This is a genomic window from Parendozoicomonas sp. 209JJ7-1, from assembly GCF_058147085.1.
The window spans coordinates 210,842-232,676 of the sequence record NZ_JBYVJU010000001.1 but is presented as its reverse complement, the minus strand read 5'-3'; the positions used below and the strand labels follow the sequence as shown (position 1 = coordinate 232,676).

Annotated in this window: 17 protein-coding genes and 1 pseudogene; 6 read left to right on the top strand and 12 right to left on the bottom strand. The window is 51.9% G+C overall.

Translation table 11 applies throughout. From position 1 onward, the window contains the following. Window positions 1-15: 15 nt before the first annotated feature. The 7 genes from ACY2RQ_RS01035 to arcA form a co-directional block, all read right to left on the bottom strand. The gene (locus ACY2RQ_RS01035) at window positions 16-462 is read right to left on the bottom strand and encodes an ATP synthase subunit C (RefSeq protein ID WP_490111089.1); all 447 of its coding nucleotides are present in this window, start codon (window positions 460-462) and stop codon (window positions 16-18) included. A gap of 2 nt (window positions 463-464) precedes the next feature. Further along, the gene (locus tag ACY2RQ_RS01030; protein WP_490111088.1) at window positions 465-2,255 is read right to left on the bottom strand and encodes a V-type ATP synthase subunit I; all 1,791 of its coding nucleotides are present in this window, start codon (window positions 2,253-2,255) and stop codon (window positions 465-467) included. Beyond that, window positions 2,252-2,872: a V-type ATP synthase subunit D gene (locus ACY2RQ_RS01025; protein ID WP_490111087.1), complete on the bottom strand. Its 621-nt coding sequence runs from the start codon at window positions 2,870-2,872 to the stop codon at window positions 2,252-2,254. The genes ACY2RQ_RS01030 and ACY2RQ_RS01025 overlap by 4 nt, the downstream gene beginning before the upstream one ends. A gap of 3 nt (window positions 2,873-2,875) precedes the next feature. After that, window positions 2,876-4,276: a V-type ATP synthase subunit B gene (locus ACY2RQ_RS01020; RefSeq protein WP_490111086.1), complete on the bottom strand. Its 1,401-nt coding sequence runs from the start codon at window positions 4,274-4,276 to the stop codon at window positions 2,876-2,878. 345 nt (window positions 4,277-4,621) lie between these two features. Beyond that, complete coding sequence (gene arcC, locus ACY2RQ_RS01015) at window positions 4,622-5,560, bottom strand: carbamate kinase (RefSeq protein ID WP_490111085.1); 939 nt, start codon at window positions 5,558-5,560, stop codon at window positions 4,622-4,624. A 208-nt stretch (window positions 5,561-5,768) separates the two neighbouring features. Continuing rightward, complete coding sequence (gene argF / locus ACY2RQ_RS01010; protein WP_490111084.1) at window positions 5,769-6,770, bottom strand: ornithine carbamoyltransferase; 1,002 nt, start codon at window positions 6,768-6,770, stop codon at window positions 5,769-5,771. A gap of 143 nt (window positions 6,771-6,913) precedes the next feature. Continuing rightward, window positions 6,914-8,134, bottom strand: coding sequence for an arginine deiminase (gene arcA, locus ACY2RQ_RS01005; RefSeq protein ID WP_490111083.1), 1,221 nt, complete (start codon window positions 8,132-8,134; stop codon window positions 6,914-6,916). A gap of 615 nt (window positions 8,135-8,749) precedes the next feature. Here arcA and ACY2RQ_RS01000 point away from each other — a divergent pair. Then, window positions 8,750-10,153 carry a YfcC family protein gene (locus tag ACY2RQ_RS01000; protein WP_490111082.1) on the top strand — a complete coding sequence of 468 codons (1,404 nt, stop codon included), beginning with the start codon at window positions 8,750-8,752 and terminating at the stop codon, window positions 10,151-10,153. Window positions 10,154-10,237: 84 nt separating this feature from the next. Here the strand turns inward: ACY2RQ_RS01000 and ACY2RQ_RS00995 are convergent, their stop codons facing one another. Both ACY2RQ_RS00995 and ACY2RQ_RS00990 read right to left on the bottom strand, forming a co-directional pair. Then, on the bottom strand, window positions 10,238-10,771 hold the full coding sequence (locus tag ACY2RQ_RS00995) for a hypothetical protein (RefSeq protein ID WP_490111081.1): 534 nt from the start codon (window positions 10,769-10,771) through the stop codon (window positions 10,238-10,240). A 215-nt stretch (window positions 10,772-10,986) separates the two neighbouring features. Continuing rightward, on the bottom strand, window positions 10,987-12,240 hold the full coding sequence (locus ACY2RQ_RS00990; protein ID WP_490111080.1) for a valine--pyruvate transaminase: 1,254 nt from the start codon (window positions 12,238-12,240) through the stop codon (window positions 10,987-10,989). Between the two features lie 167 nt (window positions 12,241-12,407). Between ACY2RQ_RS00990 and ACY2RQ_RS00985 the strand changes: the two genes are divergently transcribed. Together ACY2RQ_RS00985 and ACY2RQ_RS00980 are read left to right on the top strand one after the other, a co-directional pair. Further along, a complete protein-coding gene (locus ACY2RQ_RS00985; protein WP_490111079.1) occupies window positions 12,408-13,685 on the top strand; it encodes an alanine racemase in 1,278 nt (425 codons plus the stop codon). A gap of 123 nt (window positions 13,686-13,808) precedes the next feature. Next, window positions 13,809-14,705, top strand: coding sequence for a hypothetical protein (locus ACY2RQ_RS00980; RefSeq protein ID WP_490111078.1), 897 nt, complete (start codon window positions 13,809-13,811; stop codon window positions 14,703-14,705). A 168-nt stretch (window positions 14,706-14,873) separates the two neighbouring features. Here ACY2RQ_RS00980 and ACY2RQ_RS00975 read toward each other — a convergent pair whose 3' ends face one another. Beyond that, the gene (locus ACY2RQ_RS00975) at window positions 14,874-17,036 is read right to left on the bottom strand and encodes an FYVE zinc finger domain-containing protein (protein ID WP_490111077.1); all 2,163 of its coding nucleotides are present in this window, start codon (window positions 17,034-17,036) and stop codon (window positions 14,874-14,876) included. Between the two features lie 252 nt (window positions 17,037-17,288). Here ACY2RQ_RS00975 and ACY2RQ_RS00970 point away from each other — a divergent pair. The 3 genes and pseudogenes from ACY2RQ_RS00970 to ACY2RQ_RS00960 all read left to right on the top strand — a co-directional run. Further along, window positions 17,289-17,387: pseudogene (locus ACY2RQ_RS00970) on the top strand (YkgJ family cysteine cluster protein); the annotation flags it as partial. Between the two features lie 236 nt (window positions 17,388-17,623). Then, window positions 17,624-18,664 (top strand): recombinase RecA, encoded by a 1,041-nt coding sequence (gene recA / locus ACY2RQ_RS00965; RefSeq protein ID WP_490111076.1) that lies wholly within the window; start codon window positions 17,624-17,626, stop codon window positions 18,662-18,664. Further along, the gene (locus ACY2RQ_RS00960; protein WP_490111075.1) at window positions 18,664-19,107 is read left to right on the top strand and encodes a regulatory protein RecX; all 444 of its coding nucleotides are present in this window, start codon (window positions 18,664-18,666) and stop codon (window positions 19,105-19,107) included. Before recA ends, ACY2RQ_RS00960 begins: the two co-directional genes overlap by 1 nt. Window positions 19,108-19,658: 551 nt before the next feature. Here ACY2RQ_RS00960 and ACY2RQ_RS00955 read toward each other — a convergent pair. Together ACY2RQ_RS00955 and ACY2RQ_RS00950 are read right to left on the bottom strand one after the other, a co-directional pair. Continuing rightward, window positions 19,659-20,681: a glycoside hydrolase family protein gene (locus ACY2RQ_RS00955; protein ID WP_490111074.1), complete on the bottom strand. Its 1,023-nt coding sequence runs from the start codon at window positions 20,679-20,681 to the stop codon at window positions 19,659-19,661. Between the two features lie 240 nt (window positions 20,682-20,921). Continuing rightward, window positions 20,922-21,716: a hypothetical protein gene (locus ACY2RQ_RS00950; RefSeq protein ID WP_490111073.1), complete on the bottom strand. Its 795-nt coding sequence runs from the start codon at window positions 21,714-21,716 to the stop codon at window positions 20,922-20,924. Window positions 21,717-21,835 lie beyond the last annotated feature (119 nt).

The window sequence follows — 21,835 nt, the reverse complement described above, 5'->3', positions numbered from 1 at the left end:
TTCAGTATGTTCAGGTCAGGCGATAGACTGGCCCAGAACCAGAGCGAATACGAAAGCGAATACCGCGAAGCCTTCTACGATAGCAGCCGGAGCGATAGACAGACCGAAAACTTCAGGCTTGTTCTTGGAGGCGTTGATGGAAGCCGCAACAGCCTGGCCCTGGTAGATGGCGGAGTACATCAGGGCAATACCGGTCAGCAGGCCGATACCGAACAGGCCGGCGCTGGTCTGCATGGATACGCCCAGACCGGACAGGGTGAACATGATCACGATGCCATAGATAACCTGGGAGGATGGCATCGCAGAGACACCCACGAACTTACCGTAACCGGACTCAACATCCAGCATGGCGCCACAGGCCGCCTGACCGGCTACAGAGCAGCCAATTGCAGAACCGACAGCCCCGAGAGCAACAGGTGCGAATACGCCTATCCAGCCCAGTGCGATGATCAGTTGTTCCATTTTCAGTCCTCTTGTTTACGAAATGCTTTAAACGGGTAGCCTTCGTCAGACATACTCCAGTTAACAAATTCAATTACGTTGAGACGCATGCCGTGAACCACGCCACTCATAATGCAGAGGGTAAAGTTCAGGACGTGTCCCAGGAGCAGGATGACACCGGCAAACAGTACGCCGGTGACCGGGCTGCTGTTCAGGGCATCTGTGGCCAGGGAGTTAAAGGTCATGGCCAGGGACGCGCCGGACAGACCCAGTGCGAACAGACGCATGTAACTCAGGATGTCGCCAAAGGCACTGGTGACGTTGTAAATGCCCTTCAGTCCATCGAGAATCCGCAGGATCAGGTCCTTGGCAGACTTCACTTTCCGCTCACTGGTGAACAGAAAGATCAGCAGGGTGCCAATCATCGCCGCGGGAACGACTGTATCCGCCAGATCGGCAGGCAGGGTGCCGCTCCTGGCCAGATACAGGCAGAGGCCACTGACCATCAGGATGGACCAGCCCAAAGGCGCGAGGGCACTGCTCCGGGATCGGTTGACCCATGCGCTCATCACGTTGGCGGCCACCAGGTGGGCGACACCGATAGCGATGGACAGGGACATCATGGCGCCATAGTTGTTCAGGTCGATGAACGCTATCTTGCCGAGGATGCTGTTTTCGTCCGGCGCAACACCGAAGTAACTGCCGATCAGTACACCCCAGATGACCCCGAGGAATGCCATAAAATAGCCCATGTTCATCAGGCGTTTACCGCCGGTGCTGGCCCCCAGTTTGCCGCGGTTCATAAAGATGATGCCGGCGAAAATCATGCAGTAGGCGGCATCACTCATAATCATGGCGAAGAACAGGGAGAAGGAGTAGAACACCATGTTGCCCGGGTCCCAGGAACGGTACCCCGGCATCTGGAAGAAACTGAAGGCTTCGCTGCCGCCGCCGGTGCTCTCTTCGCTTTCGAGCATGGTGGGCGGGTTGTCGTCTTCTGCCGGTTCTTCAATGGTGATGGCCGCCGGGTGACTGCCCACAAACATGCGGATATCATCTTTGCGGTCAGCGGGCATCCAGCCGGACATCAGGAAGAACTGGTCGTCTTCCAGGGTTGTACGGCTGACGTCCGCCAGGGCCTTTTCATCTTCAAAGCGGGCGATCGCCTGGGAGATGATGTAGATCCAGCGGGTCAGGCTCTCCCGTTCACCCTGGCGGTCTTCCAGGGCCATTTCCGCGGCTTCCAGCATCTCTTCCAGTTCGGAGAGGGAGTGGTAACCGACGTGGGAGCGTTTCACCGGCAGCAGTTCGGCATCCGGCTCCTCTTCCGCCAGTACAACAACGTAGCAGTCCCTGTTGTCCCGGTGGACGATTTCCCAGGGCTGGGTCAGGGCGCGTACGGCATCCATATCCTGCTGTGGGATAACGTAAAACCATAGGCGTACGTTGGCCATTTCCTCGATATCGTGGAAATGGAAGTCACCCCAGGGGCGCACTTCCTGGATACGCTTGATCAGGGAGTCGCGGGTGTCGGCAGCTTCCCGGTGGCGGTTCTTGTTGTCCAGTACACGGGCAACAATTTCGTCGGCGCTGATATCGGCTGTTCTGGCTTCCCGGCGCTTGGTTGGGCAGCTGGTGAGCCAGGTCATGGCATCTTTGGCGGACTGGGGTTCCGTCAGTTCGCCTTCCGCTCCCTGGGCTTCTGTCAGCGGAATCAGGTGCATGCAGCCGAGGGTCTGTAAACCCCGCAGCAGGGTGTCCTTTTCACTGGCCAGCCCGTAGAGCGTAATTTTCTTGAGAGTTCTTATACTCATACGCCCGCTCCTGCATTCGCCGCCGCATCCATCTTCGACTTGGAGATCTTGGCGTTTACCACGCCGGCACGATCCTGATCGGACAGGAAGATCTTGATCTTGGCGATATGCTGTTTGGTCTGTGGAATAAGCACCTTGGAAAACAGGTTGACACGCTGGGAGGTGATGCGGGTGGCAGCGCTGATTTCCTTGTAGCGCAGTTCCCGTACCTGGTTTTCCAGGTGCAGCTCGGTCATTTCCCGCAGTTTCTCAACCAGGAAATCCACCCAGTGGGGACGGGTCAGAAAGCTGTAGGGAGCGACTTCAATCTCCACCTTTTCCAGCACCGGCACGCTGGTGCCGACGATGTTCTGTTCGCCAAGAACAACATTGGTCACGGTGACCAGATCCTCGATGTTGATATCTTCGCAGGCCAGCATGGGCAGCTGAGCGGCAATATCCGCTTCGATACGCTCAATGCGGCGGCGCACTTCCTCAACGGCCTCTTCGGCCTTTTTCCGTTCAGCCATCAATTGCTGGCGCTTGAGTTCCAGCGCAGGCAGGTAACGGTTGAACGTTTTGAGGCTGCGCTTCTCCTTGTTCAGCGAGCTCTTGTTCAGAGAAATCTTGGTGGCCATGACTTAGACCTCCGCGGCTTTTTCCGGGCTCATGGCTGTTGCAGCCTCGGCATTCACCCGGGCCTGAGCGTTCCCGGGCCAGTACTTCTCAATCAGACTCTGCTTCATCAGGGTTTCTTCCGGCGTAAAGCAGTCAGCCAGGGTCTCCCAGCACTTGTCCAGAGCTTCTTCCAGAGTCATGGCGACATCCAGGGCCATGAAGTACTTCTTGAACAGGTCACCGAACTTGATAGTTTTCAGGTCATAGTCGGACAGTTCAAAGGCCATGGCCTGTTTCTGCTTGGCGTTCACGGAGTCGGAGTAGAAGCGGATCATGGTGTTCATGATCTGGCTGTGGTCTTCCCGGGTCTGTTCGCCGATAACCATCTGTTTCAGACGGGACAGGGAACCGAACGGGTCCAGCACGCCGTCGTGGAGATAGAACTGACCTTCGGTGATGTAGCCGGTGTTATCCGGAACCGGGTGGGTTACGTCGTTACCGGGCATGGTGGTGACCGCCAGGATGGTTACGGAACCGGCACCTTTATAGTCGGCAGCTTTTTCATAACGCTTGGCCAGCTGGGAGTAGAGGTCACCCATGTAACCACGGTTAGCAGGGATCTTGTCCATGGCTACACCAATCTCTTTCATGGCGTCCGCGTAGGAAGTCATGTCGGTGAGCAGAACCAGTACCTTCCTGCCTTCTTCAACGGCGAAGTGCTCGGCGGTGGCCAGGGCCAGGTCGGGCACCATCAGACGTTCTACCGTAGGGTCAGAGGCCTGGTTGGAGTACATGATGGTACGGGAAGATACACCGGCGTCTTCGAAAGCGGTCTTGAAAAAGTGGTAATCATCAAAAATCAGACCCATACCACCGAAAACTACCACGTCCGCTTCGGCCTGAATCGCGATACGGGCGAGGAACTGGTTGTAGGGTTCGCCGGATACGGAGAAGATCGGAATTTTCTGTGATTCAACCAGAGTGTTGAAGACATCGATCATAGGTATATTGGTACGCACCATGCGAGACGCCAGTACACGCTGTGCCGGATTTACGGAAGGGCCGTCGATAACAACTTTTGGGTCCTGATAGAGGGCTGGTCCGTCATCAATGGTGACACCGGCTCCGTTGAAAATACGACCCAGGATGTTTGGGGAGTAGGTGGCCTGCATAGGCTCACCCAGGAAACAGATAGCTGCGCTAGTGGAAAGGCCCTTGGTGCCGGCAAAAACCTGCAGGGAAACTTCATTCCGGTTCAGCTTGATAATCTGGGCCGTGGAGTATGGCTGGCCATCCTGTTCAATCAGGGCCAGCTCGCCATTGCGAGCCTGGGACGTGGCACCGTTCAGATTGGGAACTTCAACCCGAATAATATCACCGACGATACTGAGTATATTGGTGTAGCGTATAAGGCTTTGGGACATAGTTATTTCCTGTCCTGAGATCGGAATCACGAATAAGAAAGTCGCCATATTCACCGGGCGTATATCCACAAGAACACACTGCTCTCAGGCCGTTGCTCAGACAAAGCGATAACGCAGGGTGCCTGCTTTTGAGCGGCTGTTAACCGTACGTTTGTGGATAAACCCCGATGGGGCAGTCTGCCGAACTGACTGTTAACATCAGTTCCGCAGATAATGGATTTCCGCAGAGTATCTGATACCGTTCCGGCAACAGCGTCCAACGACATTAACGTCTGTGAGCCTTGTGATTGGGCTCGTAGACGCAGCTGAAGTTGGACTCAATACATGCCCCGATTACATAAAACATTAGTCGTAGTAGGTAATGCCCCCGGGAACATCTATCTTGACAAAGGTTCCTGAGTTGCCTGTAAGAATCGCTTCGGCCTGGTCAAGTGCACCGATAGCACCAAATTTTCCACCGGCTCTTACGAAGTGGCATACGGATTCTACCTTAGGCTTCATGCTACCGGCCGCAAAGGGGAAGGCTTCAAATTCCTGCGGTGTGCACTCCTTGATTCTGCGGGAATCCGGCTTGCCGTAATCCGTTTCCACGGCGGGAACGTCAGTCAGGAGGACTAGCCCGTCTGCTTCGATACCTTCTGCAAGTGCCCGGGAGGCCCGGTCTTTATCAATCACCGCCTCAACCCCGTGGAGTTTACCTTCGCTGTCTTTGCGTACGGGAATTCCGCCTCCGCCCCCGCAGATCAAAGTGATGTCGCCAGACGAGACAATGTGCCTCAGTGAAGGCAATTCAAGGATTTCTTCAGGCTGAGGTGAAGGAACAACCCGCCGGAAGTAGTTACCGTCTTCCTTAATGACCCATGAAGGATTTGCATTTTTTATCACCTGGGCCTCTTCGTAGGTATAAACCGGTCCGACGAATTTATCCGGATTTTCAAATGCGGGGTCTGAAGGGTTGATCAGGGTCTGGGTAGAAACCGTGCAGACTTTTCGGCCAGGCATCTCATTACGGAGCTCCTGTTCAAACATAAAGCCGATCATGCCCTGGGTCTGGGCACCGAGTACATCGAGGGGATAATTGTTCACTTCTTCATAGGCTTCATTCATCAACGCCAGCAGGCCGACCTGGGGGCCATTGCCGTGGGTAAGGACAACCTGATGATGCTTGGCAACCGAGGCGATGGATTTAGCGGCTATACGGATATTTTCCCGTTGTACGTGGGCTTCAAGGGGCTGGCCCCGTTGCAGTATGGCGTTACCGCCAAGTGCCATAACGACGAGCATGTCCCGACTCCTCCCGAATTAACAGAGCTAAGTGGATATCGTGACGGTTCAGCATCCTGCTTCACCTGTGAATTAAGGTATGTAGTGAAATTGCAATGAACAGGCTCCTAGCCTTATGGTGTAGTCGACAGTTCATTTGAGTGCCTGTTTTATAGTCAATAAAAAGAAGGGAGCCAATGCACCCTTCTTTTTTATTTAGACTGGGTTATCAGTCGCCCAGAGTGGCAACCATAATGGCCTTGATGGTATGCATACGGTTTTCGGCTTCATCGAACACGAGGGACATGTCAGATTCGAAAACATCTTCAGTCACTTCCAGGCCCTTCATGCCGTATTTCTCGGACACTTCCTTACCGATGGTGGTGTCATCGTTGTGGAAGGCCGGCAGGCAGTGCATGAACTTCACGTGGGGGTTGCCGGTCTTGCGGATGCAGTCCATGTTCACCTGATAAGGTTTCATCAGGTTTACACGCTCGTCCCAGGCTTCTGCCGGCTCACCCATAGATACCCACACGTCGGTGTACAGGAAGTCACAGTCTTTAACGGCTTCGTCAACGTTTTCGGTCAGGGTGATTTTCGCGCCGGTCTCTTCAGCGATCTTCTGGCACTCTTCTACCAGCCACTCTTCAGGCTGGTAAGCCTTGGGTGCGGCAATACGGAAATCAACACCCATCTTCACCAGGCCAACCATCAGGGAGTTACCCATGTTATTGCGGCCATCGCCCAGATAACAGAACTTCATTTCGCGCAGCTGTTTGCCACGGCCGTGTTCCAGCATGGTCAGCATGTCAGCCAGAATCTGGGTGGGGTGCCATTCGTCAGTCAGGCCGTTCCATACGGGAACACCGGAGAATTCAGCCAGTTCTTCAACGTGAACCTGCTTGGAACCACGGAACTCAATGCCATCGTACATGCGACCCAGAACCCGGGCCGTGTCTTTTACAGTTTCTTTCTTGCCCATCTGGGAGCCGCCGCTGATGTAGGTCACGTTGGCACCCTGGTCCATGGCACCAACTTCAAAGGCGCAACGGGTACGGGTAGAGGCTTTTTCAAAAATCAGGGCGATGTTTTTACCCTTCAGGTGCTGTTGCTCGGTACCTGCATACTTGGCACGCTTGAGGTCACGGGACAGATCCAGAAGGTACTGGATTTCCTGGGTGGTGAAGTCCAGCAGGCGCAGGAAGCTACGGTTGCGCAGATTGAAAGCCATGATAGTAATCCTGAATATAAATGGCGCTTTAGCTGTGTTACTACAAAAACCACTGCTATATCTATCCTGCCGACTCAAACCGGCAGGCTTTTTTAACCGCTGTGCACTAATTTGTTTTCCAAAACTAGTATACATTCAAGTGGTTAGATATCGTCACGTTCCATCGGGCAGCTCATGCATCGGGCGCCACCACGACCGCGACCGAGGTCTTCGCCGGGAATAGCCAGTACTTCGATACCGGCCTTCTGCATGTTTTCGATAGTGTAAACATTACGCTCGTAGGTGATAACCGTACCGGGCTTAACAGCCAGAACGTTGTTGGCGTCGTTCCACTGTTCACGCTCTGCTTCAAACACGTCACCGCCGGTGGGGATCATGCGCAGGGAATCCACGTCCAGGGCACGGGCGATGGAGTTGGTGAAGCCGTCCTTAACCTGGGTAAAGGCGATGTCTTCGTTGTCACCGGGAGTCAGTTCCCAGACATTGTTGCCCTTCATTATGTCGGGGTAGTAGGTGAAGCAGTCAACATCCATGTGAGTGAACACGGTGTCCAGGTGCATGCAACTGCGGGCCTTGGGCAGCTCCAGGGCGATAACTTTTTTGGCCTGACCGGTCTTGAACAGGCTGCGGGTCAGGTTTTCTACACCCTGAGCGGTGGTGCGCTCGGACATGCCGATCAGTACAGCGCCCTTACCTATAACCAGTACGTCGCCACCTTCAATGGTACCCAGGTCGTAGTTCTGGTCGGTGTCACCGTAGTAGGTGTGGAAGTCCGCATCCTTGAACATCGGGTGGAATTTGTAGATAGCGCGCATATGAACGGTTTCGCGCTTACGGGCCGGTTTGGCCATCGGATTTACAGATACACCGCCGTATACCCAGCAGGATGTGTCGCGGGTGAACAGGTGGTTGGGGATTGGGTCCAGGATGAAATCAGTCTGGGCCATCATGGCCAGGGTTGGGCTGCCACAGGCGGAACCCAGCTCGTCAACGGTCAGGCCGCCTATCAGATGGGAAGCCAGACCTTTGTCGCTCATACTTTCGCAGTAGGCGCGAACTTCACGGGCCAGGGTAGCGCCGTAACGGTTTTCGTTAATCTGACGGTCCAGAACCCATGCCTTGGCTTCCGGATTGGCCAGGGTCTCAGCCAGGGTGTCGCGTAGCAGGAAGACCTCTACCCCCTGATCACGCAGGACTTTCTGGAATGTATCGTGCTCTTCACCGGCTTTTTCTATACGCAGAACGTCATCAAACAGCAGGTCTTCGCAGTTAGTCGGGGTCAGGCGACGCAGGGACAGATCGGGACGGTGCAGCAGCACCTTGCGCAGTTGGCCAACTTCAGAACCTACGTAGAAACGGGGCATGTCAGTACTCCTGTTAAAAACTGTGAACAGGGTGGTTTATGTTCTGCAGCTCAGATGCGCTTTTCCGACCAGATCCACGAATCACTGACGTTTGATCTCGAAACCAAGGGGGCTTATTAGAGTTTCTGAACTTGCATAAGCAAACCTGTTTTGTAGCGCATAGATTATCGACCACTGTATTTTTTGGCATTCCGGACATATACGTAATTGGTTGCGTGAATGGCAAGATAATAGACTACAAAAAATCATAAATAAGCAACAGGGATATTAAAGTGTGCAGGCAGATTGCTGGTTGTATTAGCTCTGATTCTTATGAGACTGCTTTTTTTGTTGATGCAGGGCATGGTTTTTTTCAGTTATTTTACATTGATACGCTTTTTGCCTTGCACCATTCAGTGCAAACCATATACGGTTCGTCTATAACAACCGTCACTCCAACCAAGACTGGATAATACAGACGTGAGCTGACTTTCATCACGATGTCTTTGGCTTTGATCGGGTCAGATATATGCAGGGTGTTGTTTTTCTGTCTCTGTCGGGATGGTCTGTCTGTTCGGCGTTCTTCCAGGCATTGTTGCCATAGATTATTGCCATCGTCAGGAAGAGGTTTCTGATATGAAGCAGTTCAGCTTTCCCTCAGCCTATACCATTCTTGTTGGTATTATCATTCTTGTCGCAATCCTTACCTGGATAATCCCGGCCGGCCAGTACCAGACTCGCATGGATGATGCGGTGGGCAAAGAAGTACCCATTGCCGGTACTTACCATGAGGTTGATCCCAACCCCCAGGGTTTTGAAGATGTTGTACTGGCTCCAATTGCCGGTTTTTACAACCCTGATACTTATGAAGCCAACGGGATTGATGTTGCCCTGTTTGTGTTGTTTATCGGCGGGTTTCTGGCTGTAGTCACCAAAACCGGAGCGATTGACGCAGGTATAGCTGCTGCGATGAGTGGTTTAAAAGGACGAGAGAAGTGGATGATTCCTATTCTTATGTTTGTTTTCTCTCTTGGTGGAACCATTTACGGGATGGCTGAAGAGACACTGCCTTTTTACCTCTTGCTGCTGCCCGTAATGATTGCCGCCGGCTATGACGCGGTCACTGCAGTGGCCATTATTATGATTGGCGCAGGCATGGGTACCCTGGCATCCACGGTGAATCCTTTCGCTACTGTTATTGCTTCAGATGCTGCGGGAGTGTCGTTTACTGAAGGACTGAATCTGCGTTTTCTGATTTATGTGATTGGCATGCTGATCTGTATTGCCTATGTCATGCGCTATGCCGAGAAGGTACGACGTGACCCTAACCTGTCACTGGTTGCGTCCATGGGGGAAGCAAACAGGGAGCACTTTCTCAGTGGGTCGGAAGGTGAAGTGCCTGAACTTAACGGTCAGCGCAAAGTGATTCTGCTGTTATTCCTGGCTGCGTTCGGCGTAATGATATGGGGCGTATCTTCCCAGGGCTGGTGGATGGCGAGAATGTCAGCCCTGTTTCTAGTGATGTCTATTGTGGTGGGTCTGATTGGCCGGCTGAGTGAAAAAGAATTTACCGACACCTTTGTGGCCGGGGCTGCAGACCTTCTCGGGGTCGCCCTGGTGGTGGGTATAGCCAGGGGCATTGTGGTGGTGATGAACGGAGGCATGATTACCGACACCATCCTGTTCTGGGCTGAAGATGCTGTCAGTGGGCTGTCTTCTATTGCCTTTATCAATGTGATGTACTGGATTCAGGTTATCCTGTCATTTTTTGTTCCTTCAAGCTCAGGTCTGGCCGTGTTGACCATGCCTATTATGGCACCTTTGGCGGACTTCTCGAATGTTGCCAGGGACTTGGTCGTTACGGCTTATCAGTCCGCCAGTGGTGTTGTTAATCTGGTGACGCCAACATCCGGTGTGGTTATGGGGGGGCTGGCTATTGGCAGGGTGTCTTATGAAAAATGGCTGAGTTTTATCTGGCCGCTGCTGATCATTCTGAGTGTACTGATTATGGTGATGCTTAGTATCGCTACCATCATGTAGTGCATTCGTTTATAAGGCAAAGGCAGGTGCAGTCCTGCCTTGATTGAATCTGAATCTGTTGATGCATGAGGTGAACCGTCAATATCAGGTGAGCTTGCGAGCTTTGTCTGAGATAACTTTACCGGTTCTGGCGTCAACAATCATCACACGGCGCTGTTCCAGGTTGTCGAGGTAGATAATCATACGCACATCCCGGCCATCCCTGTGATCAGTGCGGGTGCGGATGATTTTCTTGATGGGATATTTTATTTTCAGCTTTACCAGCAGGGTTTCCAGGGGAATGGTCTCCTGCTTCTCGGGAATTTTGTAGGCCCGGTCATCCAGTATTTTTCCTGTGTGGGGATTGAGGGACATCACCCGGGTTTCTTTCATTTCCGGCAGGAAGTAAAAAATATTGTCCACATCCTGGCCTTTGGCGTTTGTTTCCCTGAAGGTGTTGATGATGCGCATTGTCGGTTTTTTTTCCCGGGCAATAGCAATGATCTTTTCCAGGGGCTGAATATTCTCCGCTCTGGTGGTCTCAGGGGTAGCGTGGCTCAGTGGTGAGATTGTCAGTGCCAGCCCTGTGTTGATCAACAGGATGCCAATTATACACAGGGGAGTGCGCAGGCGTGTCATGGGAGGGTCCTCGGCAGAAGGTGGCCTGAAACTTAGAAGGGGATTGGGGGAAATGCCAGCAGGTAAGGGTTTTGGTATGTATCACGGGGCAGTAGGATTTGGGTGGCGGGCACCCATAGGCTGGCAGGTATACCTGACTGGAAAGGGAAACCAGCGAAATCCGATAAAGGCTTCGCCGGCTGGTTATTTATAAAGTGCTTTTTTGTAAACAGCTATCAGGTTTCGTAAAGGCTGCGAACCTCATCGGCGATAATAGCTATGCCTTGGCGCAGGGTGTCTTCATCCCGGGTGTAGGTAACCCGCAGGCATTCATGGCGATGCTGCCAGGGTTCTTCTATACCGGGGAAGAAGTAATGCCCGGACACCACAAGAACTCCTCTCTGCTTCAGTCGCTGATAAAGCTCAAGGCTGCTGACCGGCAGATCTTTAAACCACAGCCACAGGAACATGGCCCCTTCCGGCTTATGCATGGCCCAGGGCAGGTCACCCAGCTGACGGGTAAACTCCTGGCGGGCAAAGTCCATGTGCTGTTTGTACCAGGGCCGGATAATATCCCGGCTCAGGGTCATGATGCTGTTGTCCCGCACCATCTCGTTGGCCAGCAGGCATCCGGCGCTGCTGGGGGCCAGGCTGGTAATGGCATTGATACCGGATACCGCGGCAATCACCTCTTCACTGGCGATCACGATGCCGGTTCTCAGTGCCGGCAGCCCCAGCTTGGAGAGGCTCAGGCAGAGAATAACGTGTTCATCCCAGTAAGGCGTGGCTTCGGTAAAGATCAGTTCCGGGAAGGGCAACCCGTAAGCACCGTCGATAATCAGGGGGATATCATGTTTCCTGGCCAGGGAGTCCAGTTTTTCAATCTCCTGGTCGGTCAGGACATTGCCGGTGGGATTTGTGGGGCGGGATACGCAGAAAGCTGCAGTATCATCATTGACATTAAGGTTGTTGAAATTGATGTGGTACTTGAAAGTATGGGCATCAATATTTTCGATTTCGGGCTGACCGGCAGTCAGCAGGTCTTCAACAATGCCAGTATCGGTATAACCAATATATTCCGGGGCCAGAGGCAGTTGAATACGGCGATGATGGCCTTCACTGTCAGGACCGCCAAACATATTAAACAGCATAAAGAAGGCGGTCTGGCTGCCATGGGTCAGGCAGATATTTCTTTCGGTCAGCTTCCAGCCGAAGCGTTTTTTCAGCATGGCCGCCAGGTTTCGGCAAAAGGCTCGGTCACCTGAGGGTGGGTCATAGGTGCCAATCAGGCGGGTGAACTCGGTCTGGGAATCCAGGATACACTGAAGCCGCAGTCGGAATATCTCCTCAACTTCAGGAATATGGGCTGGATTTCCCCCTCCCATCATAATCATGTGGTCATTGTCGGCCAGCGCATTGCCGAGGTCGTCCATTAAGGACAGGATTCCGGAATGGCTGGTGAATTTATCCCCAAACTTCGACAGTCGCATCTTGTACTCTGTATGTGTGGACGCTCTTTTGGCGCTGATAATTCCGGGCACAATGCCGAAATGGACCCTTCTATATTACTGTTTTACAAGACTTCTGGGGAAGCCCTGCGAATATGCCATGAAACTTGTCTATCTTTGTTGGCCTGTCTGGACAAGGTAGAGCGTAGATGAATCTGTTCTGGGTAATTCCGGTAGCTGTTCTGGTGTACGGGTTGATGAGAAGGGGGGATAGGGGGAAGGCCCACGACCAGTATTTCTCTGGCCTGAACTGTATGCTCAAGGAGCGCCATGAACCCGGGTATCCGGTATTGCTCATGGATATGGATCGGGTTGATCAGAACATAGAGCGGGTGAGAAAGAACCTGGGGGATACCAGCGGGGTACGCATCGCAGTGAAATCCCTGCCCTGTCTGAAGCTGATTGAGTACCTGCTGGATAAACTGGGCAGTCGGCAGGTTATGGCATTCCACTATCCTTTCGCTTTACAGGTTTTCCGACGCCTGCCCCAGGTGGATATTCTTATCGGTAAACCATTTCCAGTGGTTGCGGTGGCCCGTTTTATTGATGAACTTTCAGGGGCTGAGCGGGAACAGCTATCCCGTATCCAGTGGCTGGTGGATACCCCCCAAAGACTTAAGGCGTATCAGCAGCTGGCCGCAGAAAAACAGTTGTTGTTAAGGATTAATATTGAGCTGGATATTGGTCTGCACAGGGGCGGAGTTACGAGTTTGTCCATGCTGGATGAGATGCTGATTCTATTTTCCCGTCATGGTAGCAACATACAGGTGTCAGGGTTTATGGGCTATGACGCCCATATCGTAAAAAAACCGGCTGTGCCCGGATTCGGGGAGAGTGCCCGGCGGAGAGAAAGGGATAAAGTCAGGAACTGTTATTCCCGTTATACAAGACATCTGAAGTATAAATGGCCGGCTCTGTGGCGGAATGATCTGTGTATGAACGGGGCGGGCAGTTACACCTATGAAATGAATACCCCTGATGACTGGGGGGCATTCAATGATATTACGATTGGTTCCGCGTTTGTAAAAGGCAGTGACTTTGATGTGCCGACACTGACGGATCATGTTCCTGCGTTTTTCATTGCCACCCGTGTTTTAAAAAAACTTGAAGGGGTCACAATTCCTTTCTTGGAATCTTTATCAAGGGTATGGCCCCGGTTGAATCGTAACTGGCAAACATCTCTTTTTATTTATGGTGGCTGGTGGATGGCCAACCCCTGTTCTCCAAAAGGCTTGTCCATTAATCCTGTGTATGGGCGCAGTACCAATCAGGAACTACTGACTGGTTCCCATAATCATGGGCTGGATGTGGAAGATTATGTTTTTCTTCGTCCCTGCCAGAGTGAATTCGTAATGCTCCAGTTCGGTTCAATACGTATCCTGAGGCATGGTCAAATAGTGGATGAATGGCCAGCGCTGCAGCAGTAACAAACTGAATAGAAAAGAGTTTTTCAGGGCGAATAAAAAACTCATTTCAGCGAGAAGATTTCCTGCCATAAGCCGATAGCCTTAGTTAGCGTATGGACGGGTTGTTGCAGGGAGTGCAGAAAGATGAGTGAAAGGGGGGGCAGGGAGCGTTTTCATCCGGACTACGGGATATTCGCGGTCGGATATAAGGGAAAGTGGCTGCCATTGGATAAACTGGCAGAGCGTCGGCAGAGCAGGAAAACCATAGCCTGCCTGGAGCAGGGTTTGATCACCGAAAGGCTCAGCCTGGTAGCGGGCAGTGATGAGTGTGCCCACCGGGAGGCTGAGGCCAGGGCAGATCTGGCTCTGATAGCCATTGGACTGATTTACTTTGATGAAGCAAAGGGCATGCTCCGTACCGGTGGGATGCTAAACAAGGTTCAACACTGGCAGATTGAGCAGGCCAGGGCGCTGGTAAACCTGGCACCGGATGATTTGTGTCAGGAAGCCCTGTGGCGTGTAGATACCCTGCCCTGTGTTCTGGTTGAAGATTTTCTGGACAGAACCCTGAGGGGGATTCCCGGCGAGCCGGTAGTGTTGCCGGTTACTATTTTTGATTTCTGGAATGCCGGCCTGTTTGCCTGTGAGTTGGTTACCGCTGCCCGGTTGTTGGAATGTCGTTCCCGCACCAAGGATTGGCAGGAGAAACGTTCTGCTCGGGACCCCCGGGTAATGCTGGCTTATCTCAGAACCTTGGAAATTCGGTTAAAGGACAGGGACGACTCCGTTGTCGTAAGACAGCTGCTGCGTCGGGTGGAAGATGCCATACCTTTATGGAAAAAGGGGTATCAGCTGGGGGAAGACTTCTTCCGGTGTAATGGCCCGGTGGATGGCAGTATGCGTACGGCCCTTCAGGTCATGATTCAGCATCTTTATGAAATTCAGAAAGATCAGGATTTTCCCTGGCGGAAAATCCAGGACGAAAAATCTCTGGGAATGGTCTGGCAGAGTGGTGACCAGGGCCAGAGTTTTTCTGAATAAGGTGTAACTGTAACCATCAAACCCGAAGTGTGACTTTTAACGGACTGCGTCCCCTATCCGACAAAGCACTAACCTCTGGCGGGTGAAGCAGATACTGCAGAGGCTCTGATCCAAAAAACCGTAACACTTCACTCGAATCTGCCTAACCAAGCCCTGGTTACTAAAATTTTAAAAAAATCTATACCGTCCAGGTGAATAGTCCGGTTCATGAAACCAGTGGGCTTCTCCTTTAAGTTGTCCGGGCCGGTTGCAGAAGATGCAATCTATATTCATCAGCTTGAGTCCTACCAGGGGTGGTGCACTCGAAGAGAACTTTATAGCCCTGAGTTTATTTCGGTAAAATCGGTCCAGGCAACCAAAATGATAGCGACCGTTGCAGTCACCTGTGCATCCGAAAAGTGTGGCCTGGCCATTGTCATCTTTAGTATCGAAACATATTCCGCAATGCCGGGTATGGTCGTCTTTGGGTTCAATTCCACCGACAAGGCCACCGGCATAAAGAGGGTGCTGGAACCTTTCGTGTGCCTGGAAAGTTTCTTCCTTGAGAAATGAATCCCTGGCCTCTTCAAATGTTGCGTAGGGAACCGGATCCTGTAAACCATGGGGGCGATGTCTCCTTCTGGCGTCGGCCTTTGCGATGTCTTCTATATTTTTTCCCCTATTGAAATCATGCTGTTGTAGCAGTGCTGTCCGTCCGTACCTGTGGCCAAGAATCTCTTTACCTTCTCCCGGGTAAGGCAGGGGGGAAGTCAGCTGATAAATCTGTCTGACTGGGTAGGCTGTGTGCTGGAGGTTAGCTTGCCCTGGCTGTGCTGTTGGCTCCTGTGTTGCGTGGTGGGGCTGGCCCCGGCGGTTTCGTCGATTCCGCCTCTTTTCCCAGTCCCTGAGCATGTCGTATTTTGGAATATCTATTGCCAAGGCATCGGCCATACCGTGCAGGAGGCTCTTTGTACCAGCATAGAAGACGTTCCGGGTCGCTGAGGTGACTTCTGCGCTGGTTAAATGGCCTAACCAGGATGGAATCCAGTGCTGGATAATTGAAGAGGCGTCCTGCCGGGAAGTGCCATAAGTTATGGCGGCGAATTTTGCGGGAATAATCAGGTGGTTATCCCCGGCGAATGAGAACCCCAGGGAATAGTGGTTAACATTGTCCACAAGCTTGGGGATTATTCCTTCAAGGTAAGGCTGTTGGGTGGGCTGATAAATTTTATAAGACTCGGAAGAGTTCAGTACCAGCCCTGTTGTGCAGAGTGCCTGCCTGTTCAGACAGATCAGTGAATCGGTGATGGTGTTGAGAATTATCGGCTGGAAAACACTCAAATAGCGGTTGTTGATATAGCTGAAGCGCTTCCCCGAAAACCAGTGCTCATCAAGCAGGTTTGTTTCCAGCCAGGGGGTGTATCTGTGCTCCCCAAAGTTAATGTCAAGGTTGGCAGCCTGAACAGTCACCTGGCTACCGGAGCTCCGGTCGAGGGCCATAACCAGGCTGAGTTTGTTGCCCTGGGGCAGGCTTTGAGGGATTAACAGAAGCATATCGCTGTTAGCGTTATCCATTGCCAGGGCGAGGCGTTCCAGAGGCGTGTCGGTTGTGGGGGGAGGCTGGTTATTCAGTTTGACCCTGTGGATTTCCAGGGACTGCTGCCGGATATTGCCAACATGTAGACGGGTTTTGATGAAAAGGTGCCTGCTGGCAGGACCGGTCAACGAGATAATCTGGCTGGTATCTTTTCCAGCTATATAGTGATGAATACGCTCAAACAATGCGCCGGTCAGAATACTGGCGATATGGAAAGCGTAATAACTGAGCATCGACGGAGGCTCTTGCCCAAACAGCTGGTTGAACTGTAGATACCCTTCAGAGTACAGGGAAGGTACTGCATACCAGAGTCCGGCCTTGAATATGTTTTGAATATTGGAGATTTTTGAGGAGAGGAGAGGCAGTAGGCTCAACGCATTGAGTGACTGGTCCACGACCTCTGCCACCTCATTACCCATGGTGGCCTGGGAGGCCAGGCGGGCAAAGGGCCGGATGCCTTCCAGCCCTCCGCTTAATATCCCGCTTATGGTACTGTGCTGGATGACTCTGGCCAGCTCCTGATGTCCAAGTCCTTCCAGGAAAACAATGTGTTTTCCAATGCCCAGGAAACTGCCTGTTGCGCTGCTGCCTATGTGCACAAATCCCGGTTCTGGGGCAGGGCTGGAATTGCCCCTGCAGGAACCTGTGACGGGTATCCAGACCAGAATACAGGTAATCAGGAGCGGTAACAGAATTTTCAGGTTGCCAGGGGAGAAGACTGTGGTTTTCTGGCAATAGCGAAACCTGGTTTGCATGGCTGACTCTCCTGATTCTGCAAATCCGGGCGTGTTCATGCACCTTTATCCGTCCGGTAAAACCCGAAGCGGGGCCGCAAGCATAGACAATATCAGCAGTGGAGGGCTTGAACTTTGTGGGGCACTGGCGTACAAGGTTTTGCTTGGTTTTCTGGGATTGACGCTACCTGTCCGGAGGATAACAATACTGCACGTTTTGTGTGTTTGAGTGCGTGCATGTGTTCAAGTGGAGATACGTCTGTGAGCAGCCGGATGACTTGCCGGGAAGGCTGTGGAGCCTGTTGCATTGCTCCTTCCATTACTTCTCCGATTCCCGGTATGCCCCAGGGCAAGCCCGCCGGGGTAAGATGTTTTATGGGGTTTGAACATCCTTTCTGAAAAATGCCTATGAAAACTATGCGCTTTTCAGAAGATGTGTTTTAATACTGTTTATGCATACAGTATTTGTGTTTTGATACTGTTCTGACAGCCGAAGATCGAGGAAGCGGAGCAGTTCAGCGGATAATACCTGAATCTTTGCCCCGAAACCGAACAGGTTCAGGGGTATCGAAAAGCAACCGGGATCATTGCGAGTGAGGTGAAAGAGAATGGATGACAACAAGAAAAAGGCGCTGTCAGCAGCCTTGGGCCAGATTGAGCGACAATTCGGCAAAGGTGCGGTGATGCGCATGGGGGATCATAAAAGGGAAGCGATTCCTGCTATCTCCACCGGTTCTCTGCAGCTGGATATTGCCTTGGGCATAGGCGGCTTGCCCAAGGGACGTGTGGTGGAAATTTATGGTCCTGAGTCATCCGGTAAAACTACCTTGACCCTCAGCCTGATTGCCGAAGCCCAGAAAACCGGTAACACCTGCGCCTTTGTGGATGCAGAACACGCCCTTGACCCGGACTACGCCGGCAAGCTGGGGGTAAATGTTGATGACCTGTATGTGTCCCAGCCCGATACCGGTGAACAGGCCCTTGAGATTACGGATATGCTGGTACGATCTAATGCCGTTGACGTAATTATCGTCGACTCGGTTGCAGCCTTGGTGCCAAAAGCGGAAATCGAAGGCGATATGGGTGATTCCCATGTGGGCTTGCAGGCACGTCTGATGAGCCAGGCCCTGCGTAAGCTGACCGGCTCTATTAAGCAGGCCAACTGCCTGGTGATTTTCATCAACCAGATCCGTATGAAGATCGGGGTTATGTTTGGTAACCCGGAAACCACCACCGGTGGTAACGCCCTGAAGTTTTACTCCTCTGTTCGCCTGGACATCCGTCGTACCGGTGCGGTCAAGCAGGGGGATGAAGTGATCGGTAACGAAACCCGGGTGAAAGTGGTTAAGAACAAGGTTGCCCCTCCCTTTAAACAGGCTGAATTCCAGATTCTCTATGGTCAGGGTATTTACCATATGGGTGAAGTGATTGACCTGGGCGTGAAACTGAAACTGGTGGACAAGGCCGGTGCCTGGTACTCCTACAAGGGCGACAAGATCGGCCAGGGCAAGTCCAATGCCTCCCAGTATCTCAAGGATAACCCGAAGATCGCCGCTGAAATCGAAGGAGAAATCCGTCGTCAGTTGTTGAATCTGGAACAGGACGCGGAAACAGAAGACGGTCAGAATGAAGAACTGACCCTGGCCTGATGACAGAGGAGAAAACCCTGCTCCGGCGGTCAGCCATGGATTTGCTGGCACGCCGTGAGCACTCCCGAAAAGAGCTGATGGGCAAGCTGCGGGGAAGAGCGGAGAGTGTCGAGCACCTTGAAGACGTGCTTGACACCCTCGAAGCTGACCATCTGCTGTCCGATAAGCGCTTTGCTGAAAATTTCATCAATGTCAGAATCGGTCGCGGTTATGGCCCAGTGCGTATCCGTCAGGAACTGCAGCAGAAGGGTGTGGACAGTGATCTTGTTCGTGATGTCCTTGAGGCTATTGATATCGATTGGTACGCCCTGGCGGTAGAGAGCCGTATCCGCAAGTTTGGTGAAAGCTTCCCGGTGGATAACAGGGACAGGAACAAGCAGATGCGTTATCTGCAGTACCGGGGTTTTGATATGGACTGTATTCTCAGTGCCGTCAGTGAGTGAACAGGTTGGCCTTGCTCACTCAATTCTTTATAACAAACTTCCCAAAAAATTCAGTAGTGCTCCGTTCCAGAAAAAAGGATTTTAATGGTCCGGGCAGCATCGTCCCGTGTTTGGCAGTGGGTTAAATGTGTGTGTTAGATGTGTGTTTTGGCATAAATATCCACCCCGAATTCCACCTTGTTGTCTCTCACAGGCACCCCAGTCATCGGTATAAAAACGTTGTATACCAAAAGGTTCCAGAAGCGCTTTCAGCTTTTTGAACACGTCATCTTTTATTTTCATCAGGAATACAGGCTTTATAGCGATATGTCAGCATGAAGCTTTTGGTAGTGCGTTCTGGATTCTGGCAGCGATAGCGTTGAATGCCACGGCGGTTGAAACTGCATTTCCTAATGTTTGGACTGTTGCAGCTCGTGCGCTGACTTCTGTAAGGCATACCATATGCGAGATGGTAGGGTGAGTGCTCAATTTTCTATCCGTATTAGCCCTGAAACAAACATGTGACCCACTCTACCAATATCTGAAACTGTGGGTACTTCTTGTCGGTTTATTCACTGGAAACGGATAGAGGAATCCTTGAATACCCCATCAGCCTCCTTCTGTGGAATAGCGACGATAGATCCACCCCAGGGAATATCTCCCTGGTTTGAGAGTGAGAAGGTAATCTCACCGGTTACTGGATGCCAGCTATGGAAGTCCGTTGTTTCCATAGCGCCCCACTTAAACGGGCCTTTAGGGGAGGACGCCTGTTGATAGTACATACGGGAGCTATGGGATAGCGTCGCAAGGATAAAATGGCTTAAAGACTTCTGATTCGTTATTACAGGCGCGGAAGGATTGGCAAAGCTCTGGGCTTTTCCATCACCCCAGAGAGCTTTTACCTGTTCTGTGCTGTTGCTGGGCATGGTCCCGGCCAGCATCACGCTCTGGTCAGTGCCAGAGAGAGTAATGGCTATATTATCCGGTTGCAGGCTGGGAGCCTGTACAGGCTGCGGTGGAGAGAAATTCTTAAGGTCTGATGTCGTTGTGAAATAGGGAATATAGTTAACCACCTTAATCCCTTTGGAATTGCTCTTACCAGAGTCCACAATGGCCAACCAGTAAACGTAGTACTGTTTTGTATTAGAGTTCCAGAACATTTTGGGATCAGAAACTTTGCACAGACTCTTGCCAAGGTTTGCGGTCTCAGGGCCTATGGTTAGCAGGGGATCTGTCCACTCCTTTAGGTTCGCTGAAAAGGCTACTGAAAAGGAGGCAAAGTCACTCTGCCATATCATCCAGTACTTTTCGGGTGCCTCACGGGCTATGTACGGCAGTGGTAGTCGGTCATCCGCCCACCCTGTTTTAGGGCGGTAAAAACAGTTGTCAGGGGGATTTTCCAGCTGTTGCCAATGCTGACCGTCAGTGCTTTGAGCCAGCATCAGGCAGTTGTGATTGGTTATGGCGTTATCCTTGCCTAGCGTAGGTTTTCCAACATGATAGGTTTTGCTGTAGGCAAAAATGAGAGTATCGTCCTGTGCGTAAGCAAAGCCAGTGAGCACAATAAGAAAAGATGCGACAACAAGAGTACGCATGGTTTACCGCCTGGGGAGCAGTCATGGAAGATATTTCGTTATGGAGATTAGCAGGTTTCTTTGGGCTGTCCTGTCTATTTTATTCCGGACACTTTCTCGAAGAGTTCATACACTGCTTCCCTCGCTGGATTGTTACGCCCCACCCCTGTGCTGCGCCCTGATATTTCCCAGGAAAAGCGCATTCTAGCGAGCTGTGAAAGATGGTTGACCTTTATCTCCGGTCTTTGCAGACGTTTCAAATTACTCGGCTTCTGTACAGAAATAATACTGTTTGTTTTTGTGTATTCTATCTGGCCAGCAGCGCATATTGTTCTTCAGCTTGGAAACCGGATGCCCGTCCAGCTCTGCCAGTGATGGCCCCCTGGCCAGCCTGTGAATAGTGAACTCATAGGACTCAATAACATTGGCCAGACCTATTTTCACCATCAGCATATTGCTGTACGTCTGACAGCCTGCATCCTGACTTTCGATCAGAGTGGTGAGTGCAGCTTCCAGTGAAGCCAGCGCATGTTCGGGAGGGCCGCTCATGTGGGAATTTTTCTTCAGTTCATAAACGACGCTTTGAAGGCGTTTAAAGCCGGATTTTAGTCTGGAGTTTTGCCGCGCCCAGGACACAGCTCCGGAAAACTGGTGATTGATTTGATCCATAATTTCAAGAAATATAGCGGCAAAGGCTAGGGCACCAACATCATCCGGGTGAGCGTTGGCAATCCCCGCCTGGTAGGCCATTCGGTCCAGGCTTTCGACAAACTCTCTGACCATGCCTCGTTCAAAATCCTCCATCTGGTAATTGCCAATATGGCCAAAATTGCCCAGATCTTGCAGTTTTTCCCTGGTGATCTGTATAGCCTGATAGCGAAAGTTCCTGATTCTGGCCCCATCCGCCTGCAGAATGGGATCTGCATCTGTCAGTTGTTCCTGACGTCGGTTCAACCAATCCATTAACCCATTGATAACACGATACCTGTGTGATGAGGTGCCCGGTGCGAGGCCCACATCATAGTTATTATCCACTTCGCTTCTGAAAGGAAGCATACTTGGTGTGCTGGATACGGAACTGCTTGTCAGTATGCATGCAAGTAGAGCAACAGAGATAAATAGCCGCATGATGGACCCTGCTCAGTTCTGGTAACCACAACAGACAGAAGCCATAA

Coding starts and splice junctions, on each gene's coding strand:
- ACY2RQ_RS01035 (WP_490111089.1), bottom strand. CDS start 462: ATGGAACAACTGATCATCGCACTGGGCTGGATAGGCGTATTCGCACCT.
- ACY2RQ_RS01030 (WP_490111088.1), bottom strand. CDS start 2,255: ATGAGTATAAGAACTCTCAAGAAAATTACGCTCTACGGGCTGGCCAGT.
- ACY2RQ_RS01025 (WP_490111087.1), bottom strand. CDS start 2,872: ATGGCCACCAAGATTTCTCTGAACAAGAGCTCGCTGAACAAGGAGAAG.
- ACY2RQ_RS01020 (WP_490111086.1), bottom strand. CDS start 4,276: ATGTCCCAAAGCCTTATACGCTACACCAATATACTCAGTATCGTCGGT.
- arcC (WP_490111085.1), bottom strand. CDS start 5,560: ATGCTCGTCGTTATGGCACTTGGCGGTAACGCCATACTGCAACGGGGC.
- argF (WP_490111084.1), bottom strand. CDS start 6,770: ATGGCTTTCAATCTGCGCAACCGTAGCTTCCTGCGCCTGCTGGACTTC.
- arcA (WP_490111083.1), bottom strand. CDS start 8,134: ATGCCCCGTTTCTACGTAGGTTCTGAAGTTGGCCAACTGCGCAAGGTG.
- ACY2RQ_RS01000 (WP_490111082.1), top strand. CDS start 8,750: ATGAAGCAGTTCAGCTTTCCCTCAGCCTATACCATTCTTGTTGGTATT.
- ACY2RQ_RS00995 (WP_490111081.1), bottom strand. CDS start 10,771: ATGACACGCCTGCGCACTCCCCTGTGTATAATTGGCATCCTGTTGATC.
- ACY2RQ_RS00990 (WP_490111080.1), bottom strand. CDS start 12,240: ATGCGACTGTCGAAGTTTGGGGATAAATTCACCAGCCATTCCGGAATC.
- ACY2RQ_RS00985 (WP_490111079.1), top strand. CDS start 12,408: ATGAATCTGTTCTGGGTAATTCCGGTAGCTGTTCTGGTGTACGGGTTG.
- ACY2RQ_RS00980 (WP_490111078.1), top strand. CDS start 13,809: ATGAGTGAAAGGGGGGGCAGGGAGCGTTTTCATCCGGACTACGGGATA.
- ACY2RQ_RS00975 (WP_490111077.1), bottom strand. CDS start 17,036: ATGCAAACCAGGTTTCGCTATTGCCAGAAAACCACAGTCTTCTCCCCT.
- recA (WP_490111076.1), top strand. CDS start 17,624: ATGGATGACAACAAGAAAAAGGCGCTGTCAGCAGCCTTGGGCCAGATT.
- ACY2RQ_RS00960 (WP_490111075.1), top strand. CDS start 18,664: ATGACAGAGGAGAAAACCCTGCTCCGGCGGTCAGCCATGGATTTGCTG.
- ACY2RQ_RS00955 (WP_490111074.1), bottom strand. CDS start 20,681: ATGCGTACTCTTGTTGTCGCATCTTTTCTTATTGTGCTCACTGGCTTT.
- ACY2RQ_RS00950 (WP_490111073.1), bottom strand. CDS start 21,716: ATGCTTCCTTTCAGAAGCGAAGTGGATAATAACTATGATGTGGGCCTC.